Here is a 20559-nt window from a genome sequence, read left to right on the forward strand (position 1 = left end):
AGAGATTAGGTGTGTGGCTCATTCATTGTTAAAAGCGATTTCTTTGCATTTTTGCGCAGCCGCTGTTGCTTACCCACTACCCCAAAATTCTGGTAGAATGGAGTAGCCATTTCTAGTGCTACCGTTACTTCTATGGTTTGGACTAGGAGCCAGAAAAGCCCTATTCGTCTATTTGTTTCTTTGCAGATTAGGGCATTCATGCCACCTAAGCCATTCACATAGCGTTCAAAGATAGCATCAAATTGTTGCTGGCAAGCAGCATAGGGTCCTAAGGTAATCCGTTCCAATATTGGGGGCTTAGTGGTTCTTTATGAAAAGGAATCCAAGTTTCATAATCCGATGATACTGCTACTCTAATCAATAGTCTATCGCCTTGTTTGCTTGTTAAGAGATACTGCATACTGTTATTCTCTTTTGAACACGATGCGGTCTCCAATTTCTAAGAACCAGTCTTCTGTAAGTCCAGCATTAACTTCCAAAACATATTTTACGGGTACTTGCGAAGAAAGTCCATTTTGGTTAAATGGTTCTGCATTTTCTTGGAGGCTGGCAATTTTCTGGTTTTCATCAATAAAAATAATATCTAAAGGAAACGCCGTATTCTTCATATAGAAGGAATGGATGGCAACTTCTGGAAAGATAAATAGCATAGCTTGATTTCTTTCCATTCCATTGCGGTACATAAGTCCTGTTTGTGTTTCATAGTCAGACTCAGCAATTTCAATATTTAAATTGATTAGTAATGTGTCCGTCTCTTTTTTAAATATTTGTAGTGTTCCTTCCTTACTGAAGATTACTTCCTCGGTTTTAATAGTTTTATTATTTTCCTCTTTGCAGGAAAAGAGAAAAACAAGGACCAAAAAAAAAGAAAAACTATGTTTTATGCTCATTGTGTAGAGTTAAACTAGGCTTTTGTGCCCGTTGGTCTGAACATTAGATAAAGCCCCAGAGCGATAAAAGGAATACTAAGCCACTGTCCTGTAGAAAGTAGTCCCCAGGATTCCTCAAAACCACCTTGGCTCTTCTTCACAAACTCCACAAAGAAGCGAACCGTCCATAACAACACTAGGAATAATCCTAAAAGATAACCTGATTTATTTTTCTTTTCGGTTTTCCAATAGAGGTAATATATCAATACAAATACAAAGATATAACAGATGCCTTCATATAGCTGAGCGGGGTGTCGATAAGGTATTTCTGCTAAATATTGAGAAAATTTCGGGTTGTTCTCAATGGCATCGTAAGCGGCATTTAGCGTTTTTTCTTTGGTAATAGCTAGCGCTTTTGATGGATGCAAGTCATTGGAGTCACGAATGAATCTCGTTGCGAAAACAAAAGATTTATCCACTATTTTTCCATTAATTTCAGAATTGAAAAAATTCCCCAAGCGCACGCAGAAAGCACCAATTGAGAATGGTACTACCATACGATCTAAAATCCATAAGAGCTTAAATTCAGGGTTTTTTCTGGTATAAATATACATTCCAATAATAACACCAATAGTAGCACCATGACTTGCTAAACCTGTAAATCCGGTAAACTGATAGCCGTCTATTAAGCCAAAGAGCAAGCTGCCGGTACTACTTTCTCTAATGGGCAATAGAATTTCTACTAGATGGTCTTTATAATATGCCCAATCATAAAAGATAACATGTCCCAAACGTGCGCCTAGCATAGTACCTAAAACGGTATGGATAAAAAGGGAATCTAACTGCTCTACAGATTTTTTTTCATTATCAAAAATACGCTTCATGATATACCAGCCCAAAGCGAAAGCAATAATCCATAGAAGATTGTAATATTTGATTTGAACAAAACCGATATTAAAAAGGGTTTCGTTGGGATTCCATGTAATACCTAAAAAATACATATATGATTATTTGGAAAGGCTAAGATAACAAAATAGAAAGCCCTTAGGTACGGTTATTAGCGAAAATCAGCACGTAACATAAGTATCTATATTACCGAAGCTTATCATAACTATGATACGCTTTAAAATCTTTCAGTGAAGGGCTATAGGGAAATAGACTATCCTTGTTTTTATGGAACAGGGTCATAACCTTTACCACCCCAAGGATTACAACCAAAAATACGTTTTATGGCTAACCAACCGCCCTTAAAAAGTCCATGCTTCTTTAAAGCTTCTAGCGTATACTGGGAGCACGTAGGTGAGTAGCGGCATGTAGCCGGTGTATAGGGAGATATGGCCAATTGATAAAAACGAACCAATAAAACAAATGGGGCTATTAGAATTTTTTTCATTGTGGTCCCAATTAAAGTTTAGCTGTTTGCTGTGCAATAGCACTATTCTAATTGAATATAGTTATAGGTTCAGTTTTAAGAAATGCTAAAACTGGTGCCCTCTTTACCATCCTTGAGTTGAATTCCCAAAGCTACCAATTGATCACGAATACTGTCCGAAGTCGCAAAGTCTTTGTTTTCCCTTGCTGCTTTTCTTAGCTGAATCAGCAATGCTACGGTACCGTTAAGTTTTTCGGTATCGGCTGCCGAGCTTTTTTTGTTTTCTAAACCCAACACCTCAAAAACAAAATTGTGAATCGTTTCCTTTAATAAGGCTTTATCAGAAACGTTTATGAATTCTTTCCCTTCTTTTATTAGATTGATGTGTTTTACAGCATCAAATAATTTAGCTATGAGGATAGGCGTATTAAAATCGTCGTTCATGGCGTCGTAACAGGATTGCTTCCATGTTAAGACGTTAAATTTGGTTTCTTTTGCCGTACTAAGGCCATCTAATGTGTTGATGGCCTCCATTAATTTATTGAATCCTTTTTCCGAAGCTAGTAGTGCAACATTACTTATATCTAGAATACTGGTGTAATGTGCTTGCATCATAAAAAAACGCACCATAGGAGGTGAAAAAGCTTTGCTTAAAACTTCGTTGTTTCCAGAAAATATCTCATCGGGTAAAATGCTGTTTCCCGTAGATTTCGCCATTTTTTTCCCGTTTAGGGTCAGCATATTAGTATGTAGCCAATACTGTACTGGGGACTTTCCATTACTGGCTTCTGCTTGCGCAATTTCACATTCGTGATGTGGGAATTTTAAATCCATTCCACCGCCATGTATATCAAATGTTTCTCCTAAGTACTTTGTACTCATTGCAGTACACTCTAAATGCCAACCTGGAAAGCCATCGCCCCAAGGGGACGGCCAACGCATGATATGCTGTGGTTCGGCTTTCTTCCAAAGCGCAAAATCCTGTGGACTTCGTTTATCGTTCTGTGCGGTAAGCTCGCGGGTATTCGCAATCATATCTTCTAGCTTCCGACCGCTCAGTTGCCCGTAATCGTTGGTTTCGTTAAATTTTACGACATCAAAATAAACAGACCCATTAATTTCATATGCATATCCTTTTTCAATGATTACTTTTATGATTTCAATCTGCTCAATAATGTGACCCGTAGCCGTTGGTTCTATACTTGGGGGCAGGAAATTGAATTTCTCAAGGATATTATGAAAATCTACGGTGTAGCGCTGAACCACCTCCATGGGCTCCAATTGTTCCAAACGCGCCTTTTTTGCTATTTTATCTTCTCCGTCTTCAGCATCATCCACTAAATGCCCAGCATCCGTGATATTTCGCACATAACGTACCTTATATCCTAGATGTTTAAAGTATCTAAATATCATGTCGAAAGACATAAAGGTTCGGCAATTTCCAAGATGAACATTGCTATAAACTGTAGGTCCACAGACATACATCCCAATATGGCCTGAATTTAAAGAAGTGAATAGTTCTTTTTTGCCTGTTAGGGAGTTGTGTACTTTAAGTTTTTGTTGTTCGTATAGTTGCATCTTTTTTTGAAAGAATTAGAACGTTGTATCTAGATTAATAAAGTTCAAAAATTCTCTGCGTACGGCTTCCTCTTTAAATTTTCCGCCATACTCTGCTGTTACAGTGCTACTTTCTATATCCCTGATGCCTCTAGAGTTTACACAAAGGTGCTTTGCGTCTATAACGCATGCCACATCATCTGTACCTAAAACTTTTTGCAGCTCCCTTACAATTTGGATGTTAAGTCTTTCTTGCACCTGAGGTCTTTTGGCAAAGTAATCCACAATTCTATTCATTTTAGAAAGACCTACAACTGTTCCTTTAGAAATATAGGCAACATGAGCTCTACCTACAATCGGAAGCAGGTGGTGCTCGCAAGTGGAGTAGAGTGTTATGTTTTTTTCAACCAACATCTCTCCATACTTGTATTTGTTATCAAAAGTAGAGGATTTAGGTTTTCTGTCTGGATGTAGGCCACCAAAAATCTCTTTAACGAACATCTTGGCAACACGGTTTGGGGTTCCTTTTAGACTATCATCATCTAGGTTTAGTCCTAATGTGAGCATAATCTCCTTCACATTAGTGTTTATTCGCTCTATCTTTTCTTCATCACTTAGAACAAAAGCGTCTTTGCGAAGTGGTGTTTCTTCGGAGGAAGAAATATGGTCTTCACCAATCTGTTCAAAATGGTCTTCCAATGTACCTTCAGTTTTCATTTAGACAATGCTTTTACAGGGTGCAAAGATATACATTATATAGCACTTTATGCAACAGAGCACGGTGTGTAGACTATAAATTAGTGTTAAGTAAAACCGTTTAGCGCTTTTATTTTTCCATAGCAAATTGATGACTTGCTGTATATCTATAATTCTATGGGTACAGGGATAAGTGGTGTACATATATCGACTTTGATAACAGGTAAAAAGATGCCAATATGATTGAAAATGAGCCTGTTGTAGGATTGTAGCAGGAGTAAGCATCCAACTAAGATTGTATTTCATCGATTAAGTGCTTAAAAAACCGACGTATAATACTAAAAGCGGATACTGCCAGTTATCATATATGTTGTAGTATACTAATAGCCTCATTGTTTTATGCGAACGCTACCTATATTGATTTGCTGTTTGTTCCTTTATATTGGGGATTTACAAGCACAAAATTCTCCTGATTGTAGAACCGCCATACCTGTTTGTGCAGATATGCCTATTATGGGCTTGGCAGACGGTGGTGGAGATATAGAAGATTTTGACCCTGAAGTAATTACCCAAACCGGATGTTTGGAGAAAGGCAGTGTGAGCTCTGCCAATATCGAAAATAATACCTCTTGGTATGTGTTTAGAGCAGGAACTGCAGGACAAGTTGGTTTTGATATTGAAGCCATGCCTACTAACGGAGGCATGGGTGCACCTACTGCAGAATGGGATTTCGCCGTTTATGGCCCTTATGATGAAACTGATGGACAAACGTACTGCACTATTATTGGAGATGGTACTTCAGAACCTATCCGTTGTAATTACGAAGTAAATAACACCACGTTTACTGGTATAGGAATAAACCCGGAAAACGCACAAGAAGGGGCTCCTTTTTTAATAGGGAGTCAGAATACCTACGATGAATGGTTAGATGTCCAGTCTGGAGAACTATACTTTATTTTTATAAATAATTTCAATACTAATTTTGATGATGATTCTGAACCGTTTGTGCTATCGTTTACGGGAAGCTCTGTACAGGAAGACCAAAATACGGCTTTGGATTGTACGCTTAGGGATGAATTTTTAGGTTTGGATGTTGTTGCCTGTGAAGGTGACCCTGACATCGTGCTTAGTGCATTGCGTTCTCCGGCAGGACCAGATATAGGGAATGTCACTTGGTCAGTAGATTATGACGATGATGGCACTCCTGACCAGCAATTAGCATCTGGACCTACGGAAACTGAATTGGTTGTTTCGAGCCCAAATTCTGGCCGATATTTTGTAACTATAACCAGAGCATCTAACCCATTAAGCACCGTAGTAGATTCAGGCGGTGTTCTTATCACGTTTTATGGTGACCCAATTTTAGATCGTATAGAGATTTTGGATACCAATCTTTCAATAGATCCTAATCAGAATGACGTAGAATTTATAATGGATGGAGATAGTTCTTATGAATTTGCCATCAATGGTGGTGCATTTCAAGACAGTTCTGTTTTCTTGAATATCCCACCAGGAGAGAACACCGTAATTATCAATGATAAAAATGGATGCGGTATCACCGAACCTATTCCATTTATCGTGTTCGCATACCCAAAATTTTTCACTCCAAATGGGGATGGTATCAATGACGATTGGAATATACAGGGAATAGATGCTACGAGTATATCCAATGTAGTGGTCTTTATTTTTGACCGTTATGGTAAACTATTAAAGCAGTTAGGCGTAGCCGATACCTGGGACGGCACCTTTAATGGAAGTGCAATGCCATCTACAGATTATTGGTTTAAGTTTGAATATTCAGAAAATGATAATGTAGTTCCCATTGTAGCTAAAAACAGAAGAACGCACTTTACCTTAAAGCGATAATTGGTCATTGGTCAAATATTTTGAACTAAGTTTTCTGCTATTTCTATTCTTTTTTCATTTTCCCATCTGGCAAACACTCATATATAACCCCAAACCAAAAACTTTCCATTCGGTTTTTAAACCTAGTGGAAAGCATTAGAAAAATATTGATTTTTAGGTTCGAAATTTGTACCGCTAAATTTCTTGAAGTTAAAGCTCTGGCGTTTCTATTTACTAGTAAGAGTGCTGTCTCCATCCTATAAAGGCGAAGATAAAGGCTCTAAAAATTTATCGTATAACTTAGGGTTGCGTTGGTGCGTATACGGTTTATGGTGGCAGGAGTAATTAATCCTGTATCCAGCAACTGCTCATTTATCTGTTGGTCTATCCTATTGAGTGAAAAGTCCAATCGGTTTCCGCCAAAATTATAGCCTATACCTCCAGAAATACTGTTGAGGTCTCCAATTGTTTCTGTGTTTGCATATGGACTCTGTTCAAAACGGTAGCCCGCTCTTAAACTTACCTGAGCTATACGGTATTCGCCACCGAATCTAAAAGTAGAAACGGCACCCAGTTGATTTGCAATGTCGGAATTTACGGTTTGGAAACTTGGGTCGCTTGATGGGCGTAGTTTCGCATTTGAAAAATCTTGGTAACCATAATCAAAACTTAGAAGTCCATTTTTCCCAAAAATAAGGGCCAGACTACCTGTTAATTTACTGGGAGTTTGAATCGTGTAGGTTTCAAACAGATTAACGATATTAAAATCTATAAAAGTGATATCCTCTGGCGCTAAATTTGAGTTTATTCGTTGTGAAAGATTATCGTTTAACCTGTACCATGTCGGAGACTGATAACTACCTCCCAAACGTACAAATTCGTTTAACTTCGCGATAGCTCCTAAGGTGAAAGAAAAACCGTTTCCCTCGGTAACCAAGAGATTATCGAATGTGGTGCGCTGTATCTCAGAATCCGCATCGTAACCGGTTTCCGTAAGTCGGTCAACACGCTCATTGAAAACACTATGAAAATTTAAGGAGGTTCCTAGATAAAGTTTGTCTTTGTATTCAGAAGCTATGTTCGCGGTAAATTTGGAATTATAGCCTATACTGCTTCGTTGTAAGCGTTGGTCCACATCGATATAACTTGCATTACTTACGTATTGTGTGTTTTGCGGATCATCTGCGACTACTGGGTCTATTAGGAATGCCTGAAAACCTAAAAATGCCTGTTGATTACCAAACCCTTGATTGGCGCCAATATCTAAATAAGCATTCTCGATTAATTCCCCATCCAGCGTTTGTATGTCGCCAACCGGCACTCCGTCTGCAAAATTCAGAAAATAGGAGTCGACCCCTTGGTTGCTTCTACCTGAAATCAAATAATTATTTTCGAAATTTCTAGTTAGGTCGTAGTTGAATGCTAATGAGAATTTCTTCCAATCAGAATTTGAGTTTGTATTGTTGAACACAAAAACACCTCCTATTTGATTGATTTTGGTGTCGTTTATATTGCTATTGGTTTGCGTGCCAAAATAGTTGACTTCATTGTCAGTATTAACGTAAGTTCCAGAAAATGTGATCAGCGTGTTGTTGAACACCGCAGCACCTGCAGGGTTAATATTCAATGCGGATAAGTCCCCTCCAAGGGCTCCAAAAGCACCGCCCATACTTTGAAAGCGAGCCGTTCCTTGGATATTTTCGGTACCGTATCGTAATACATCATTTATGTTTTGTGCACTCAAGGAAGCGCATAAAAACACTAAGATGAAAGTTAAATGCCTTTTCATTGCGATATTTTTTTAAGATTTATGAGATAAAAATTGATTAATTACGTCTTCCTCCACCAGATCTCCCTCCACCAGATCGTCCGCCTCCAGAAGATCTAGAGCTTCCGCCACCAGAACTTCTGACGCTTCCACTACTACGTGAACTGCTTCTTGAACTTCTCGCACTGCCGCTACTTCTAGAGCTTCCGCTACGCGAACTTCTCGTGGTTCCGCTGCTTCTAGAACTGCTATTGCGCGAACTTCTGTAAGTTCCACTACTTCTAGAGCTGCTACTACGCCCAGAGTTATAACTCCTTCCGCTGCTAGCGCCTCCTCTCGAATTACGATAGGTAGATGTTCTTGGCGTTGTTGCCCTGGAAGATGACCCAGATCTGTAATTTCTTGATCTTGGTGTTGCGCGATTGTATGCAGAATTACTTCTTGAGGAACTATACGTTCTTGGAGCTGTCCTGGTGCTTCTACTCGTTCTGTAGGCACGGTTTTGATCGACGCCTACCGTTCTTCGGTTCGCTATATTATCCCTATAGGACCTAGCGGTGCCCACGCTCCTGTTGCTTCTTGAGGAAGTGGAACTACTTCTTGCTGGAGTAGTTCTATTGTTCGAAGAGCGCGCATTGTTACTTCTATATCTAGATGATGACCCTCTCGTGTTTATGTTAGACCTTCCTCTTGAAGAGATGGCTCTCACATTGTTAGCAACATTATTTCTACCATAAAATCCGCGTCTAGAATTGTTTACTGCGAACCGGTTGTTACGGCCCCATTGGTTAAAGCCTCCGCCCCAACCCCAGTTGTTGCCCCAGCCCCAATTATTAAAGCCTCCGCCCCATCCGAAGCGACCGCCCCAGCCAAAATTGTTGAAGCGACCGCCCCAACCAAAATTGTTGAAGCCACCGCCCCAACCGAAGTTGTTGAAGCCACCGCCCCAACCGAAGTTGTTGAAGCCACCGCCCCAACCAAAGTTGTTGAAACCTCCACCCCAACCATTATTGTGAAAATTGATATTTACGTTGGATGCATTGTCTCCCCAACCACCAAAACCTTGGTAATCGTTAGGATTGCTATAGTAATCAGTTAATCGCTCTTCGTTTATTTGAGCATCTATTGGGTTGCTTGTATAAGTATCTACATCGGTGAAAATTTCACCGTCCAATATTTCGTTATATTGATTGGCTTTTTGGCCAAAGTAATCGGAATAGGTGTTGGATTCGGGCTCTGTACGATATTGTTGACGTGGGAGTTGTTCCGGTCTACGTTCCACGGTACGTGGTGCTTCATCAGAATATATGCCGTCATTATCCCAATAAGATGCCTGTTGAAAGGAACCACAAGAGCTGCCAACTAAAGCGATAATGGAAAGAATTCCAATCCTACGTAGGTTATTGAGGGGTGCTGAATATATCATCGTTCTAAATTTTATTGTTGAACATATTAAAAATAACTAGTTTTACCGTATTATTTTGTTAATTAATCACAACTTTTGTGCCAAACTATCTGTAATGAGTAAAAAATTAACCAAGAGAAGCGAGGATTATTCCAAATGGTACAACGAGCTGGTAGTAAAAGCTGATTTAGCCGAAAACTCCGGAGTACGTGGCTGCATGGTCATAAAGCCCTACGGGTTTGCTATATGGGAAAAGATGCAAGCAGAGCTGGATAAAATGTTTAAGGAAACAGGGCATGAGAACGCTTATTTTCCTTTATTTATACCTAAATCATACCTAAGCAAGGAGGCGAGCCATGTAGAAGGCTTTGCAAAAGAATGTGCGGTAGTTACACATTACCGACTTAAAAATGCCGAGGATGGGAGTGGAATTATTGTTGATCCTGATGCTAAGTTAGAGGAGGAGCTGATTGTGCGTCCAACATCGGAGACCATTATTTGGGATACCTATAGAAAATGGATACAGTCGTATCGTGATTTGCCTTTATTGATAAATCAATGGGCCAATGTAGTGCGATGGGAAATGCGTACTCGTCTTTTTTTACGAACGGCCGAGTTCCTGTGGCAAGAAGGGCATACGGCACATGCTACTGAGAAAGAGGCAGTCGAAGAAGCTGAACAGATGATGAATGTATATGCCGATTTTGCTGAGAATCATATGGCAATGCCTGTTGTAAAAGGGTTAAAGACAGAGAGCGAACGTTTTGCAGGTGCTGTAGAAACCTATTGTATAGAGGCCTTAATGCAAGATGGAAAAGCGCTACAAGCAGGAACTTCACACTTTTTAGGTCAAAATTTCGCAAAGGCTTTTGATGTAAAGTTTGCAACTAAGGAAGGTAGTAAAGAATATGTTTGGGCTACCTCTTGGGGGGTTTCGACTAGGCTTATGGGGGCTTTAGTAATGACACATAGTGATGATAATGGTTTGGTGCTTCCTCCAAAATTGGCGCCAATACAAGTGGTTATTATCCCTATTTACAAAGGTTTGGAGCAGTTGGATGTGATTTCTGAAAGGGTAAAACCTTTAGTTGCCGAGCTAAAATCTAAAGGAATATCTGTGAAATACGATGATAGGGACACGTACAAACCAGGATTTAAATTTAACGCGTATGAGCTCAAGGGAGTTCCCGTACGTTTGGCTATAGGCCAGCGAGATATGGATAACGGAACTTATGAGGTCGCAAGACGGGATACCTTAGAGAAAATCACTGTTCCTATGGATGAGGTTGTAGTTAAGATAGAATTTCTAATGGAAGACATTCAAAAGAATATTTATCAAAAGGCTTTCGATTATAGAAAAGAACATATCACCTTGGTAGATACTTACGCCGAATTCAAGAAAGTCCTTAAAGAGAAAGGAGGATTTATTTCTGCTCACTGGGATGGGACAACCGAAACAGAGGACAGGATAAAGGAAGAGACCAAAGCCACAATTAGGTGTATACCTATTGATGTGGAAAAGCAAAACGGTGTGTGCATTATCAGTGGCAAACCTTCTCAAAAAAGGGTGCTATTCGCAAAGGCATATTAAAAGATTAAAAAAATAATATCTTGGGGTTGCGATAGTAAAAAATAATTGTATTTTTGCATCCGCAATTGTGCAAAGATATGGTCCGTTCGTCTAGGGGTTAGGACGCCAGGTTTTCATCCTGGTAACAGGGGTTCGATTCCCCTACGGACTACAAGGTTTAATGAAGGGTTAAAAGTGGATAATTAAGTATTGTATTCATTTACAACGCTTAGATTAAGTTCTTAATTGTTTATTGGTCCGTTCGTCTAGGGGTTAGGACGCCAGGTTTTCATCCTGGTAACAGGGGTTCGATTCCCCTACGGACTACTTAAGGTAATGGATATTAATATCCATAAAAACATAATTTAGTTAGAAAATGGCAAATCACAAGTCGGCATTAAAGAGAATTAGAAGAAACGAAGCGGTACGTTTACGTAACAGATATCAGCACAAAACTACGCGTAATGCAATTAAAAAATTACGTAGCGAGGAAAGCAAGAAAGATGCTCAGGCTCTTTTGCCTAGTGTTATTAGTATGATAGACCGTTTGGCTAAACGTAATATCATTCATTCTAATAAGGCTGCTAATATTAAAGGCAAGTTAGCAAAACATGTAGCTGCGCTTTAAATAGTACTGTTTACAATCTACAGGAGTCTTCTAATTTAATTAGAAGGCTTTTTTTGTTTCCATAACTGAAAGCACATTGCCTAAGCGTAAAAGGCCAATTATAAAGCACCCATGTACCACTACAATCAAAAGAAAAAGTAATTTGTGTGAGTGAAGGCTATTGTAAAGGGCTTCCTTTAGTTGGTCAACGCCTAAAATAAACGGATAAAAGCATAATAGCCTTATACTTATCCATCGTAATAATCTATGGTAATTGGAAAATGCTGAAGGTAAATTCCTGTACTCTTTTAAATACAGGTAAGCAAATGTTACAAGTGCTACTGAGCCTGTAAATATGGCTAGGAGCTGTGGTTGCAAAATAAAACTTTTGAAAAATGGATTAATTAAACAAACCACACAAAATAAGAGGGTAGCCCATTTTACGTACTTTTTAAGTTTTGGATTGGTTGTGCTTGCCCTGTAGAAATAGAAGAAATATAAAAAAGAGGATGTAAAGTATGTTATAAATGAGGTGGTTATAATTTTTATACTCTCCTCGAACACAATTTTAATCTCATCAATACTACTTATAAATAGCCCAAAAATTTCGGTCAAAAGAATGCATGCAAGTAAAATTGGGAATGCTTTTAGTTTGGATTCGAAATAGTACAATGTATTTAATGAGGTAGAGTACCAATACAATTGCATACACAAGTATAAAGGCGTTCTCTTGTAATAATTGTACTAGTTCCTTTCTCCTTACGTATTAAGATGCGTTTAGTATCGAATGTCTTTTGCTAATGGTATCGTGCAGTGGGTGAACCTTTGCTTTAGTGCTCTACAATATTATTTATTATACAATTCGTATTCGATTTACCCAAAACTTCTTTTTCTGCTCTTTATGAATCCAATACAGAATAGGATGTACATCGATAGTATTGAAAATCTTAAAACAGTATGCAGCTCATAGGCATCCCAAATATCTTGCTGTAAAAACCCGATTAAAAAAAGTACTGGAAAAATAGAATGAAAAAATACAAGACCAAAAGAGACCCAACATACAAGATTATACTTTTCCTTTTTCCATTGCCAATTAGAACCTTTGTCCATAAGATATAAAATACATATGACAGCCAATATTAATGAGGCTAAGGAAGTGGCGTAGTACAGACTTATTAGCATTGGGTTTTGAAAAAAGCATGAAAGTACGTAGCTCCCTAAAGCTATAAAGGATAATCGTTTAACCCATAGTTTAAATTGTTGTTGTGAAATTAATTTCCAATAAACGATATAAAAAAAGCCATAATAGAAAATATCGTAAATATTATAAATGATATCGTTGGCGAATGTTTTGTCTAGAAGGAAGGCAAAATTTTCTGAGTATTTTATAAGGTGTCCTAATAGTTCATTCAAAAATGTGTACGCAATTATTATCGGAAAATATTTTAGTACCGTGTCAAAATATTTCCTGTACGAAAATATTGAAATCAGAAGTGCTATAAAATAAACACCGATTATAAAATTAGTTTTTAAAAATAATAGAAGATCCGAGGACATACTTATTAAAATTCTGTTCTAGGTGGTGGGCCCGAGCCGCTGCGATTTAAAATTAGACTTTGACCACTGTATAAGCCTGTATTTGAGAAGAAGTTTGCTGCCATACTGGCTCGTGCTGTTCGTTCTTTCTTCAGAATGGAGCCTGTGCCTTTTTCCAATGGATTATCTTTCCAATCAATAATTAATTTTGCTTTCCCGTCGTCACCGATATAAAATCCATAATTACCACCATTTTTCTCTAAAGTCGGTAAAAGAAAAAGAGAGTTTTGTCTGGGGTGAACAATTTCTTTACCATCTTTAAATTTCTTTTCATTGGGATAATTTGCGAAGTACATACGTAATTTTGTCACCTTTTTCACACCTGCTTTTTTGGCTTCTTGATCTACATATGCGATGTAATCCTTTATCATTTTATAATCAAAATCTACAAAACGAGCCGGTTCAAACTTTTCTTCGGGAACTCTTTGTTGGGTTTCGTAGGGCTCAATAAGGTTTATCCTATGTTTTGTGTAATTGTCGTAAGTACGCTTTGCTTGTTCGAGTGAAATAATATTGGAAGGCGGTAAAACAGCTATTGGAGCTATAGTTTCATTTAATTTTTTTTTATTCTCAGTATTGCAGCTTAAAATACTGAGTAGCATAAAAGTGTATAGTGCAAAGGCACCTAGGTCGAATTGGTTGTTCATTTGTAGTGTTTTTATAGGTGGTTATAAGAAAATACAATCAAAGACTAGGGGAAGATTCTTTAATAACTTAAAGGTATTCATTTTGATTAACTATCAGGTTTGTAACTTGTTTCTTTTATTTTAAACAAAAAAAATCCCGATTTCATAATGAAAGCAGGATTTTTGATAGTTTAAGAAAAGCTTACTTGTTCATAGTCATCAAGAACTCTTCGTTATTTTTTGTCTGTTTAAAACGTTGCTCTATAAATTCCATAGCTTCAACCGGGTTCATATCCGCAAGATATTTACGCATAATCCACATGCGTTGTAAGGTGCTTTCGTCAAGTAAAATATCATCTCTACGTGTGCTTGAAGAAGTAAGGTCAATCGCAGGGAATATTCTTCTATTGGCAATCTTACGATCCAATTGCAATTCCATATTACCAGTTCCTTTAAATTCCTCAAAGATAACTTCATCCATTTTAGATCCTGTTTCTGTTAAGGCCGTAGCAATTATGGTTAATGATCCACCACCTTCAATATTACGGGCAGCACCAAAGAAGCGTTTTGGTTTGTGTAACGCATTCGCATCAACACCACCACTTAATACTTTGCCAGATGCTGGTTGTACGGTATTGTATGCTCTTGCAAGCCTTGTGATAGAATCCAATAGAATAACTACATCATGGCCGCATTCAACAAGTCGTTTTGCTTTTTCTAAAACGATATTTGCAACCCTTACATGTTCAGTTGGTTCCTTGTCAAAAGTGGAAGCCACCACTTCACCTCTTACATTGCGCTGCATATCGGTTACTTCCTCAGGTCGTTCATCTATTAAAAGGATAATCTGATACACCTCTGGGTGATTGGCCGCAATACCGTTGGCAATATCTTTTAATAACATGGTCTTACCAGACTTAGGCTGTGATACAATCATACCCCTTTGTCCTTTTCCTATAGGGGAGAACAAATCTATAATACGTGTCGATATTGTGCTCTGTCTTTCTGCTAGATTAAATTTTTCTTGCGGAAAAAGTGGTGTAAGGTGCTCAAAAGAAACCCTATCTCTTACGATTTGAGGGTCTATACCGTTAATTTTATTCACTTTGATTAAAGGGAAATATTTCTCCCCTTCTTTTGGTGGTCTCACTTGTCCTAAAACGGTATCTCCTGTTTTAAGTCCGAATAAACGAATCTGAGATTGTGATACATAAATATCATCCGGTGAGGAGAGATAATTATAGTCGGAAGACCTTAGGAAGCCATATCCGTCTTGCATAATATCTAAAACCCCTTCGCTGGCGATAATGCTGTCGAATTCAAATTCCGGTTCCTTATACCTATTTTTTAAATCCTTGTCAAAATTGCTTTTGTCATGGGTACTTCTAGGATTCGGTTTTTTGTTTTGGTTGTTTTTTTGATTTTTATTATGCGGGTTGTTTTTTTGATTTTCGTTTTTATTCTCCGTTGCAGCGGGTCTAGGCCTAGGTCTTGGCTTTCTAGTTTCCGTAACTTCTTTGGGTGCTGTAACTTCATCGGGTGCTACAACTTCTTTGGCTACTTCCTTTTCTGGGATAGCTGTCGCTGCTGTCGCTGCTGGCGCTGTTGTCGTTTCTGATGGTTCTTTTTTAATAGCTTTTTTAGCTTCTCTTGCCCTTGGTCTAGGCTTTGGTTTTGGAGCGACTTCCGTTTTTTGCGGAATAATTGCTGCGGCGGCCGTAGGATTAGCTGCTTGAAGGTCTAGAATTTGATAGACCAAATCTAATTTTTTAAGTGTCTTGAATTTTGGGACATTAAGTCCTTTGGCTATTTCCTGAAGCTCAGGTAGCTTTTTTGTTTTTAAATCTGAAATCTCAAACATTAAATGTAGAATAAATTATACGTGATTTGTATTGTAAGAAGTGTATTAGCTTTTGGATATGCTTGTGGAAATGATGGACCTATGGTAAGTATTATACTTATTAACATCACAATAATACAATTTTTTTCATTAATAGACCGATATTTTTTAAAAAGACCTGTATTTTTGTAACTCAATAGGAACGGGAATAACATGATTCAAAGAATACAGACCCTTTATTTGGTTTTGGTTGCGTTAGTATCAGGTACACTACCGTTCTTCTTAAACCTGTGGTCAGACGCCAATGGGTTGGAGATTTATGCCCAAAATGAAATTATTGTCTCCATAGCTTTCTATGCTTCTGGCGCTTTGGCTTTGTGGGTAGTTTTCTTATTCAAAAATAGAAAGAACCAGTTTGTGGTAAACAGACTGAATGTGATATTAAATCTTTTTTTACTAGGATTTTTCGTTTACCGGTCGCTAAATCTATCCGGAGGGACCTTGGTCTCTGAGAAGGGTATTGGGATGCTGATTCCTGTATTTTCTATCGTTTTTTTGGTCCTTGCAAATAGGGCTATAAAAAAGGATGAAGATCTTGTAAAATCTGTTGACCGTTTACGTTAAACCTAACATCTTAGTAGTTTTAGTGCGTTAAACCCGGGGTAGTTCCCGGGTTTTTTAATGTAGCGCGGTTCTTCTCATCCGCTTAGGGCCGTACCATAACCAAAAACCGGTAACGGTAAAAAGTAGCAAGGCAATACTCATTACGTTGGTATACATCAGTTTTATGTATCCGTTAGTATCTAAATAATTATCTAGAAGGGAAGCATCATGCATATTTTCAATATAATCTGCACGTCTCCTATCTACATGAAGTAGCGTTCCTGTAGCGCCATCTATTTGAACACCATAGTAATCATCAAAAATAAATTTTGCGACTCCTTTGTCTTGTCGAATATCAATACGGTCTAGGGATACTGATGATGCAGTAGAAATGGTGTTCTTTAAATAGCCCTCTGCCTTCGATTGCAGTTCGGTTAGTGGTAACCACTCTTTTAGTTCACTAGTTGTGCCTTTATATGTTTTCGAGCCTAAAAGGTCTCCCGAATTCTTTTTCCAACCAAGTAAGAATCCAGTGGTTGCTATTAAAAAGAAAAATATAAATAGCGTTGCACCTGTAATACGGTGCACTTTTCTAAAAATACGAATCGTTTTTGCCTGTTTTTTTCTACTGAGTTTTTTATCCATCAAAAAATATGAAATTGTATTAGTTTGTTTCTCTAGCCCATTTTTATGTGGGGCAAGCCCTCAAAATGGGGAAAATAAATGAAATTCTAAGTCTTTTTAAGCTAGTCTTAACACATAAGTAAACTTATGCTTTTATCGTTTTCCAAGTTCTATGACTTCTAGGTTCTTTATTTCCTTTCCATCTATTTGAAAACGAAGCATGGTGCGTATTTGATGAAAACCATGTTTGCCACAAGCTCCGGGATTCATGTGTAGTACGCCAAGTTTTTTATCCATCATCACTTTTAGGATATGGGAATGTCCAGAAATAAAAAGCTTCGGCGGATTACCCTGTATTTCTGGTCTAGTTCTGGAGTTGTATTTTGGTGGGTAGCCTCCAATATGGGTTATAAATACATCCACACCTTCGCACATAAATCTATTGTTTATTGGAAATTCTGTTTGAATTACATGGTTATCAATATTTCCAAAAACTGCCCGTATCGGTTTTAGTTTGGATAACTTATCGGTGACCGATATGTCACCAATGTCTCCAGCGTGCCATATTTGATCCGCTTGGACAGCATATTTTAAGATTATATCATCTAGATGGGAATGGGTATCTGAAAGGAGTAGAATCTTGGTCATTTTTATTTTAGGCTAAATTTTTCATAAATTATTAATGGGCTAGCTTGTTTGATTTATCGTCTGGCGTTTTACACTGGTACTTTTGCGGGTTGTTATGATTCTCATATTAAAAATATTAAAAAAAATAACATTAATTTCAAAATCTAGGAGCCATACCAAAACTTGGAAAGCATTTCTAATACACAGGAACTATGTATATCTTTGCACTTTGCAAAACTAAGCCATCCTTTTGAGATATTTCATTCAATTTTCATACTTTGGACAAGCCTATCACGGTTGGCAAAAACAACCCAATGCCATTACCGTACAGGAAGTTTTAGAGCATTCGCTTTCTGTTTTGATGCGGCAACAAATACACGTTGTTGGTGCAGGAAGAACAGATGCAGGTGTGCACGCTCGCGAAATGTATGCCCACTTTGATTTTATCTACATTAAAGGTGTTGAAGATTTGGTATATAGGCTTAATGCTTTTTTACCCGATGATATTGCTGTGAAGGATATTTACTTAATGCAAGATAGTGCCCATGCTCGGTTTGATGCCTTGGAACGGTCCTATGAATATTGGCTTTGTGATGACAAGAATCCTTTTTTGACGGAGGCCTCCCATTATGTAAAACACCCTTTGGATACTTTGCTCATGAACAACGCGGCGGAATTGCTTTTAGGTAAGCAAGATTTTGAGTGTTTTTCCAAATCAAAGACTGAGGTAAATAATCATTTTTGCAAGATTAAAAATGCCCACTGGAGTGCGGAAAGCGAGTATATAGTTTTTAAGATTACAGCGGATAGGTTTCTTAGGAATATGGTAAGGGCGATTGTTGGAACGCTACTGGATGTAGGGACAGGAAAATCTAGTTTGGATACTGTTAAGGCCATCATAAAAAGTAAAGATCGTACGAGGGCCGGGGTTTCAGTCCCTGCAAAAGGATTATATTTAACAGCTGTTAGCTATCCTAAAACTATTTTTAAAAAATGAGCAAAGATTCAGGAAAAGCCTTTGATACGCGACTTTTTAAGCGTTTGATAGCCCATACTAAACCTTACAGAATCACCTTTTACGGAGTTGCTTTTGCCGCAATACTGTTATCGGTATTTGCAGTGCTTACACCCATCATTCTAAAGCAAATCATAGATGATGCAGTTAAGGGTGCAGATGCACAGCGTTTGCTCTACCTTACCATAGCCATGTTGGTGGTATTATTAGGTCAAGTGTTGAGCCAATTGAGCTTTAACTATTATGCCAACTGGTTGGGTGAATCCGTGATTCGAGATGTCCGTATCAATCTATTTCAAAAAATGTTAGGGTTCAAAATGAAGTATTTTGACAATTCATCCCTCGGTGTTTTGGTAACTCGTGCGGTGGCCGATATGCAACGTATTGGAGAAATATTTAGTCAGGGCTTTTTTGTTATCGTGGCCGATTTGTTGAAGATGTTGGTAGCTGCTGGGGTTATGATATATATAAATTGGCGTTTGGCATTGATTGTTTTTGCTGTGTTACCATTGATTTTATACGCTACGCGCTTGTTTCAAAAAGCAATGAAGGTCGCTTTTACAGAGGTTAGGGCAGAAGTGTCTAACCTCAATTCCTTTGTTCAAGAACGTCTTACAGGTATGCGCATTGTACAGCTTTTTACAAGGGAAAAGATAGAGAGTGAAAATTTTAGAAAAATAAATGAAAAACATAAAAAGGCTTGGTTAAAAACGGTTTGGTACAACTCTATCTTCTTTCCCATTGCTGAAATAGTATCATCCATTACCTTAGGGCTGATTGTATGGTACGGTGGTTTGCAAAATGTAGCCAATATTACCGATGATGTTGCAGGTACGGTTTTTGCCTTTATCATGTTGATAGATCTTCTTTTTAGACCACTACGACAGATTGCGGACAAATTCAATACCCTACAGATGGGCATGGTAGCGGCTAATAGGGTTTTTAAGATTTTGGATACCGACAGTTCAATCAACGATATGGGCCAAATTGAAAAATGCAGTATTAAGGGAGATATTACATTCACCGATGTGTATTTTGGTTATTTGGAAGATGAAGAAGTGCTTCACGGTATTTCTTTTGATGTGAAAGCCGGCCAAACCATCGCTATCGTAGGGTCTACAGGAGCTGGAAAATCGACTATTATTAATCTACTGAATCGGTTTTATGAAATAAACTCTGGGGTTATTAGTGTGGATGGTACGGATGTAAAGAATTACAAACTAGCTTCTCTCCGTTCCCATATCGCTGTTGTATTGCAAGATGTTTTTCTGTTTGCCGATACTATTGCCAACAACATTTCTATGAAGAATCCCGATATTAGCATTGCTGATATAGAGGCAGCAGCAACCGCTATTGGAGTAGATGAATTTATTTCCAGTCTCCCTGGCGGTTATGAATATAATGTAAAAGAACGGGGTGCGATGCTGTCTAGTGGTCAACGGCAACTGATTGCTTTTCTGCGTGCCTACGTCAGTAATCCTAGTATTTTGGTCTTGGACGAGGCTACTTCATCTGTCGATACCTATTCTGAACAGCTCATACAAAAAGCAACAGGTAAAATTACCGAGGGTCGAACTTCCATAGTCATAGCACACCGTTTAGGTACAATTAAAAAAGCGGATAAGATTATTGTTATGGACGCTGGAAAAATCGTAGAAACGGGAACCCATAAAGAATTACTCAAAAAGGGTGGCTACTATAGCAATCTATATGAAGCGCAATTTTTAGCAGAGGAAGTGGCTTAATCGCTTTTGTGTTTTTGTAAACTCCTTCTTTCTAGCAATCAAAGATGAAGCGTATTTAATTTCAGCTCCGATGACACTCTATAAAACTATTGCGTTATTGTGAAGTTTACACTTCTGGTGATTCACTTGCAAGAGATGTGTTCAGCTTTGTCACATCGAGCGTAGTCTAGATGCCATGAGCGATAATATGCAGA

Annotated in this window: 19 protein-coding genes and 2 tRNA genes; 8 read left to right on the top strand and 13 right to left on the bottom strand. The window is 38.1% G+C overall.

Features of this window, described 5'->3' with window-relative positions:
- Positions 1–5 precede the first annotated feature (5 nt).
- The 6 genes from Q360_RS24920 to folE form a co-directional block, all read right to left on the bottom strand.
- On the bottom strand, positions 6–287 hold the full coding sequence (locus Q360_RS24920) for a hypothetical protein (protein ID WP_027078456.1): 282 nt from the start codon (positions 285–287) through the stop codon (positions 6–8).
- 117 nt (positions 288–404) lie between these two features.
- Positions 405–890 carry a DUF192 domain-containing protein gene (locus Q360_RS0118785; protein ID WP_036196308.1) on the bottom strand — a complete coding sequence of 162 codons (486 nt, stop codon included), beginning with the start codon at positions 888–890 and terminating at the stop codon, positions 405–407.
- A 14-nt stretch (positions 891–904) separates the two neighbouring features.
- Positions 905–1870, bottom strand: coding sequence for a prolipoprotein diacylglyceryl transferase (gene lgt, locus Q360_RS0118790; protein ID WP_027078458.1), 966 nt, complete (start codon positions 1868–1870; stop codon positions 905–907).
- A gap of 170 nt (positions 1871–2040) precedes the next feature.
- Positions 2041–2262 (bottom strand): membrane protein insertion efficiency factor YidD, encoded by a 222-nt coding sequence (gene yidD, locus Q360_RS0118795; protein WP_027078459.1) that lies wholly within the window; start codon positions 2260–2262, stop codon positions 2041–2043.
- Positions 2263–2337: 75 nt separating this feature from the next.
- Positions 2338–3819 (bottom strand): cysteine--tRNA ligase, encoded by a 1482-nt coding sequence (gene cysS / locus Q360_RS0118800; RefSeq protein ID WP_027078460.1) that lies wholly within the window; start codon positions 3817–3819, stop codon positions 2338–2340.
- Positions 3820–3834: 15 nt separating this feature from the next.
- Positions 3835–4515, bottom strand: a complete 681-nt coding sequence (gene folE / locus Q360_RS0118805; protein ID WP_027078461.1) for a GTP cyclohydrolase I FolE — start codon at positions 4513–4515, stop codon at positions 3835–3837.
- Positions 4516–4893: 378 nt separating this feature from the next.
- Here folE and Q360_RS0118810 point away from each other — a divergent pair, with 378 nt between their 5' ends.
- The gene (locus Q360_RS0118810) at positions 4894–6360 is read left to right on the top strand and encodes a T9SS type B sorting domain-containing protein (RefSeq protein WP_027078462.1); all 1467 of its coding nucleotides are present in this window, start codon (positions 4894–4896) and stop codon (positions 6358–6360) included.
- A 259-nt stretch (positions 6361–6619) separates the two neighbouring features.
- Here Q360_RS0118810 and Q360_RS0118820 read toward each other — a convergent pair whose 3' ends face one another.
- Together Q360_RS0118820 and Q360_RS25465 are read right to left on the bottom strand one after the other, a co-directional pair.
- Positions 6620–8128: an OmpP1/FadL family transporter gene (locus Q360_RS0118820; protein WP_027078464.1), complete on the bottom strand. Its 1509-nt coding sequence runs from the start codon at positions 8126–8128 to the stop codon at positions 6620–6622.
- Between the two features lie 37 nt (positions 8129–8165).
- On the bottom strand, positions 8166–9533 hold the full coding sequence (locus tag Q360_RS25465; RefSeq protein WP_211251605.1) for a hypothetical protein: 1368 nt from the start codon (positions 9531–9533) through the stop codon (positions 8166–8168).
- 94 nt (positions 9534–9627) lie between these two features.
- On the opposite strand from Q360_RS25465, the gene proS reads away from it, so the two are divergent.
- The 4 genes from proS (at position 9628) to rpsT (ending at position 11710) form a co-directional block, all read left to right on the top strand.
- The gene (proS, locus tag Q360_RS0118840) at positions 9628–11103 is read left to right on the top strand and encodes a proline--tRNA ligase (protein WP_027078467.1); all 1476 of its coding nucleotides are present in this window, start codon (positions 9628–9630) and stop codon (positions 11101–11103) included.
- Between the two features lie 79 nt (positions 11104–11182).
- A tRNA-Glu gene (locus tag Q360_RS0118845) sits at positions 11183–11254 on the top strand.
- 83 nt (positions 11255–11337) lie between these two features.
- A tRNA-Glu gene (locus Q360_RS0118850) sits at positions 11338–11409 on the top strand.
- A gap of 49 nt (positions 11410–11458) precedes the next feature.
- The gene (rpsT, locus tag Q360_RS0118855) at positions 11459–11710 is read left to right on the top strand and encodes a 30S ribosomal protein S20 (RefSeq protein ID WP_027078468.1); all 252 of its coding nucleotides are present in this window, start codon (positions 11459–11461) and stop codon (positions 11708–11710) included.
- 852 nt (positions 11711–12562) lie between these two features.
- Here the strand turns inward: rpsT and Q360_RS0118865 are convergent.
- The 3 genes from Q360_RS0118865 to rho form a co-directional block, all read right to left on the bottom strand.
- Positions 12563–13102: a hypothetical protein gene (locus tag Q360_RS0118865; RefSeq protein WP_156950176.1), complete on the bottom strand. Its 540-nt coding sequence runs from the start codon at positions 13100–13102 to the stop codon at positions 12563–12565.
- 149 nt (positions 13103–13251) lie between these two features.
- Positions 13252–13932, bottom strand: a complete 681-nt coding sequence (locus Q360_RS0118870; RefSeq protein ID WP_027078471.1) for a hypothetical protein — start codon at positions 13930–13932, stop codon at positions 13252–13254.
- A gap of 181 nt (positions 13933–14113) precedes the next feature.
- Complete coding sequence (gene rho, locus Q360_RS0118875; protein ID WP_027078472.1) at positions 14114–15772, bottom strand: transcription termination factor Rho; 1659 nt, start codon at positions 15770–15772, stop codon at positions 14114–14116.
- 192 nt (positions 15773–15964) lie between these two features.
- On the opposite strand from rho, the gene Q360_RS0118885 reads away from it, so the two are divergent.
- Positions 15965–16375, top strand: coding sequence for a DUF4293 domain-containing protein (locus tag Q360_RS0118885; protein ID WP_027078474.1), 411 nt, complete (start codon positions 15965–15967; stop codon positions 16373–16375).
- 54 nt (positions 16376–16429) lie between these two features.
- Here the strand turns inward: Q360_RS0118885 and Q360_RS0118890 are convergent, their stop codons facing one another.
- A complete protein-coding gene (locus Q360_RS0118890) occupies positions 16430–16999 on the bottom strand; it encodes a PepSY-associated TM helix domain-containing protein (protein WP_027078475.1) in 570 nt (189 codons plus the stop codon).
- A gap of 132 nt (positions 17000–17131) precedes the next feature.
- Positions 17132–17626, bottom strand: a complete 495-nt coding sequence (locus Q360_RS0118895) for a metallophosphoesterase family protein (RefSeq protein WP_027078476.1) — start codon at positions 17624–17626, stop codon at positions 17132–17134.
- A 229-nt stretch (positions 17627–17855) separates the two neighbouring features.
- On the opposite strand from Q360_RS0118895, the gene truA reads away from it, so the two are divergent.
- Positions 17856–18602 carry a tRNA pseudouridine(38-40) synthase TruA gene (gene truA, locus Q360_RS0118900; protein ID WP_027078477.1) on the top strand — a complete coding sequence of 249 codons (747 nt, stop codon included), beginning with the start codon at positions 17856–17858 and terminating at the stop codon, positions 18600–18602.
- The gene (locus Q360_RS0118905; protein WP_027078478.1) at positions 18599–20365 is read left to right on the top strand and encodes an ABC transporter ATP-binding protein; all 1767 of its coding nucleotides are present in this window, start codon (positions 18599–18601) and stop codon (positions 20363–20365) included. The genes truA and Q360_RS0118905 overlap by 4 nt, the downstream gene beginning before the upstream one ends.
- Positions 20366–20559: the final 194 nt, after the last annotated feature.

It is taken from the genome of Maribacter antarcticus DSM 21422, assembly GCF_000621125.1.
Taxonomy (GTDB): Bacteria; Bacteroidota; Bacteroidia; order Flavobacteriales; family Flavobacteriaceae; genus Maribacter; species Maribacter antarcticus.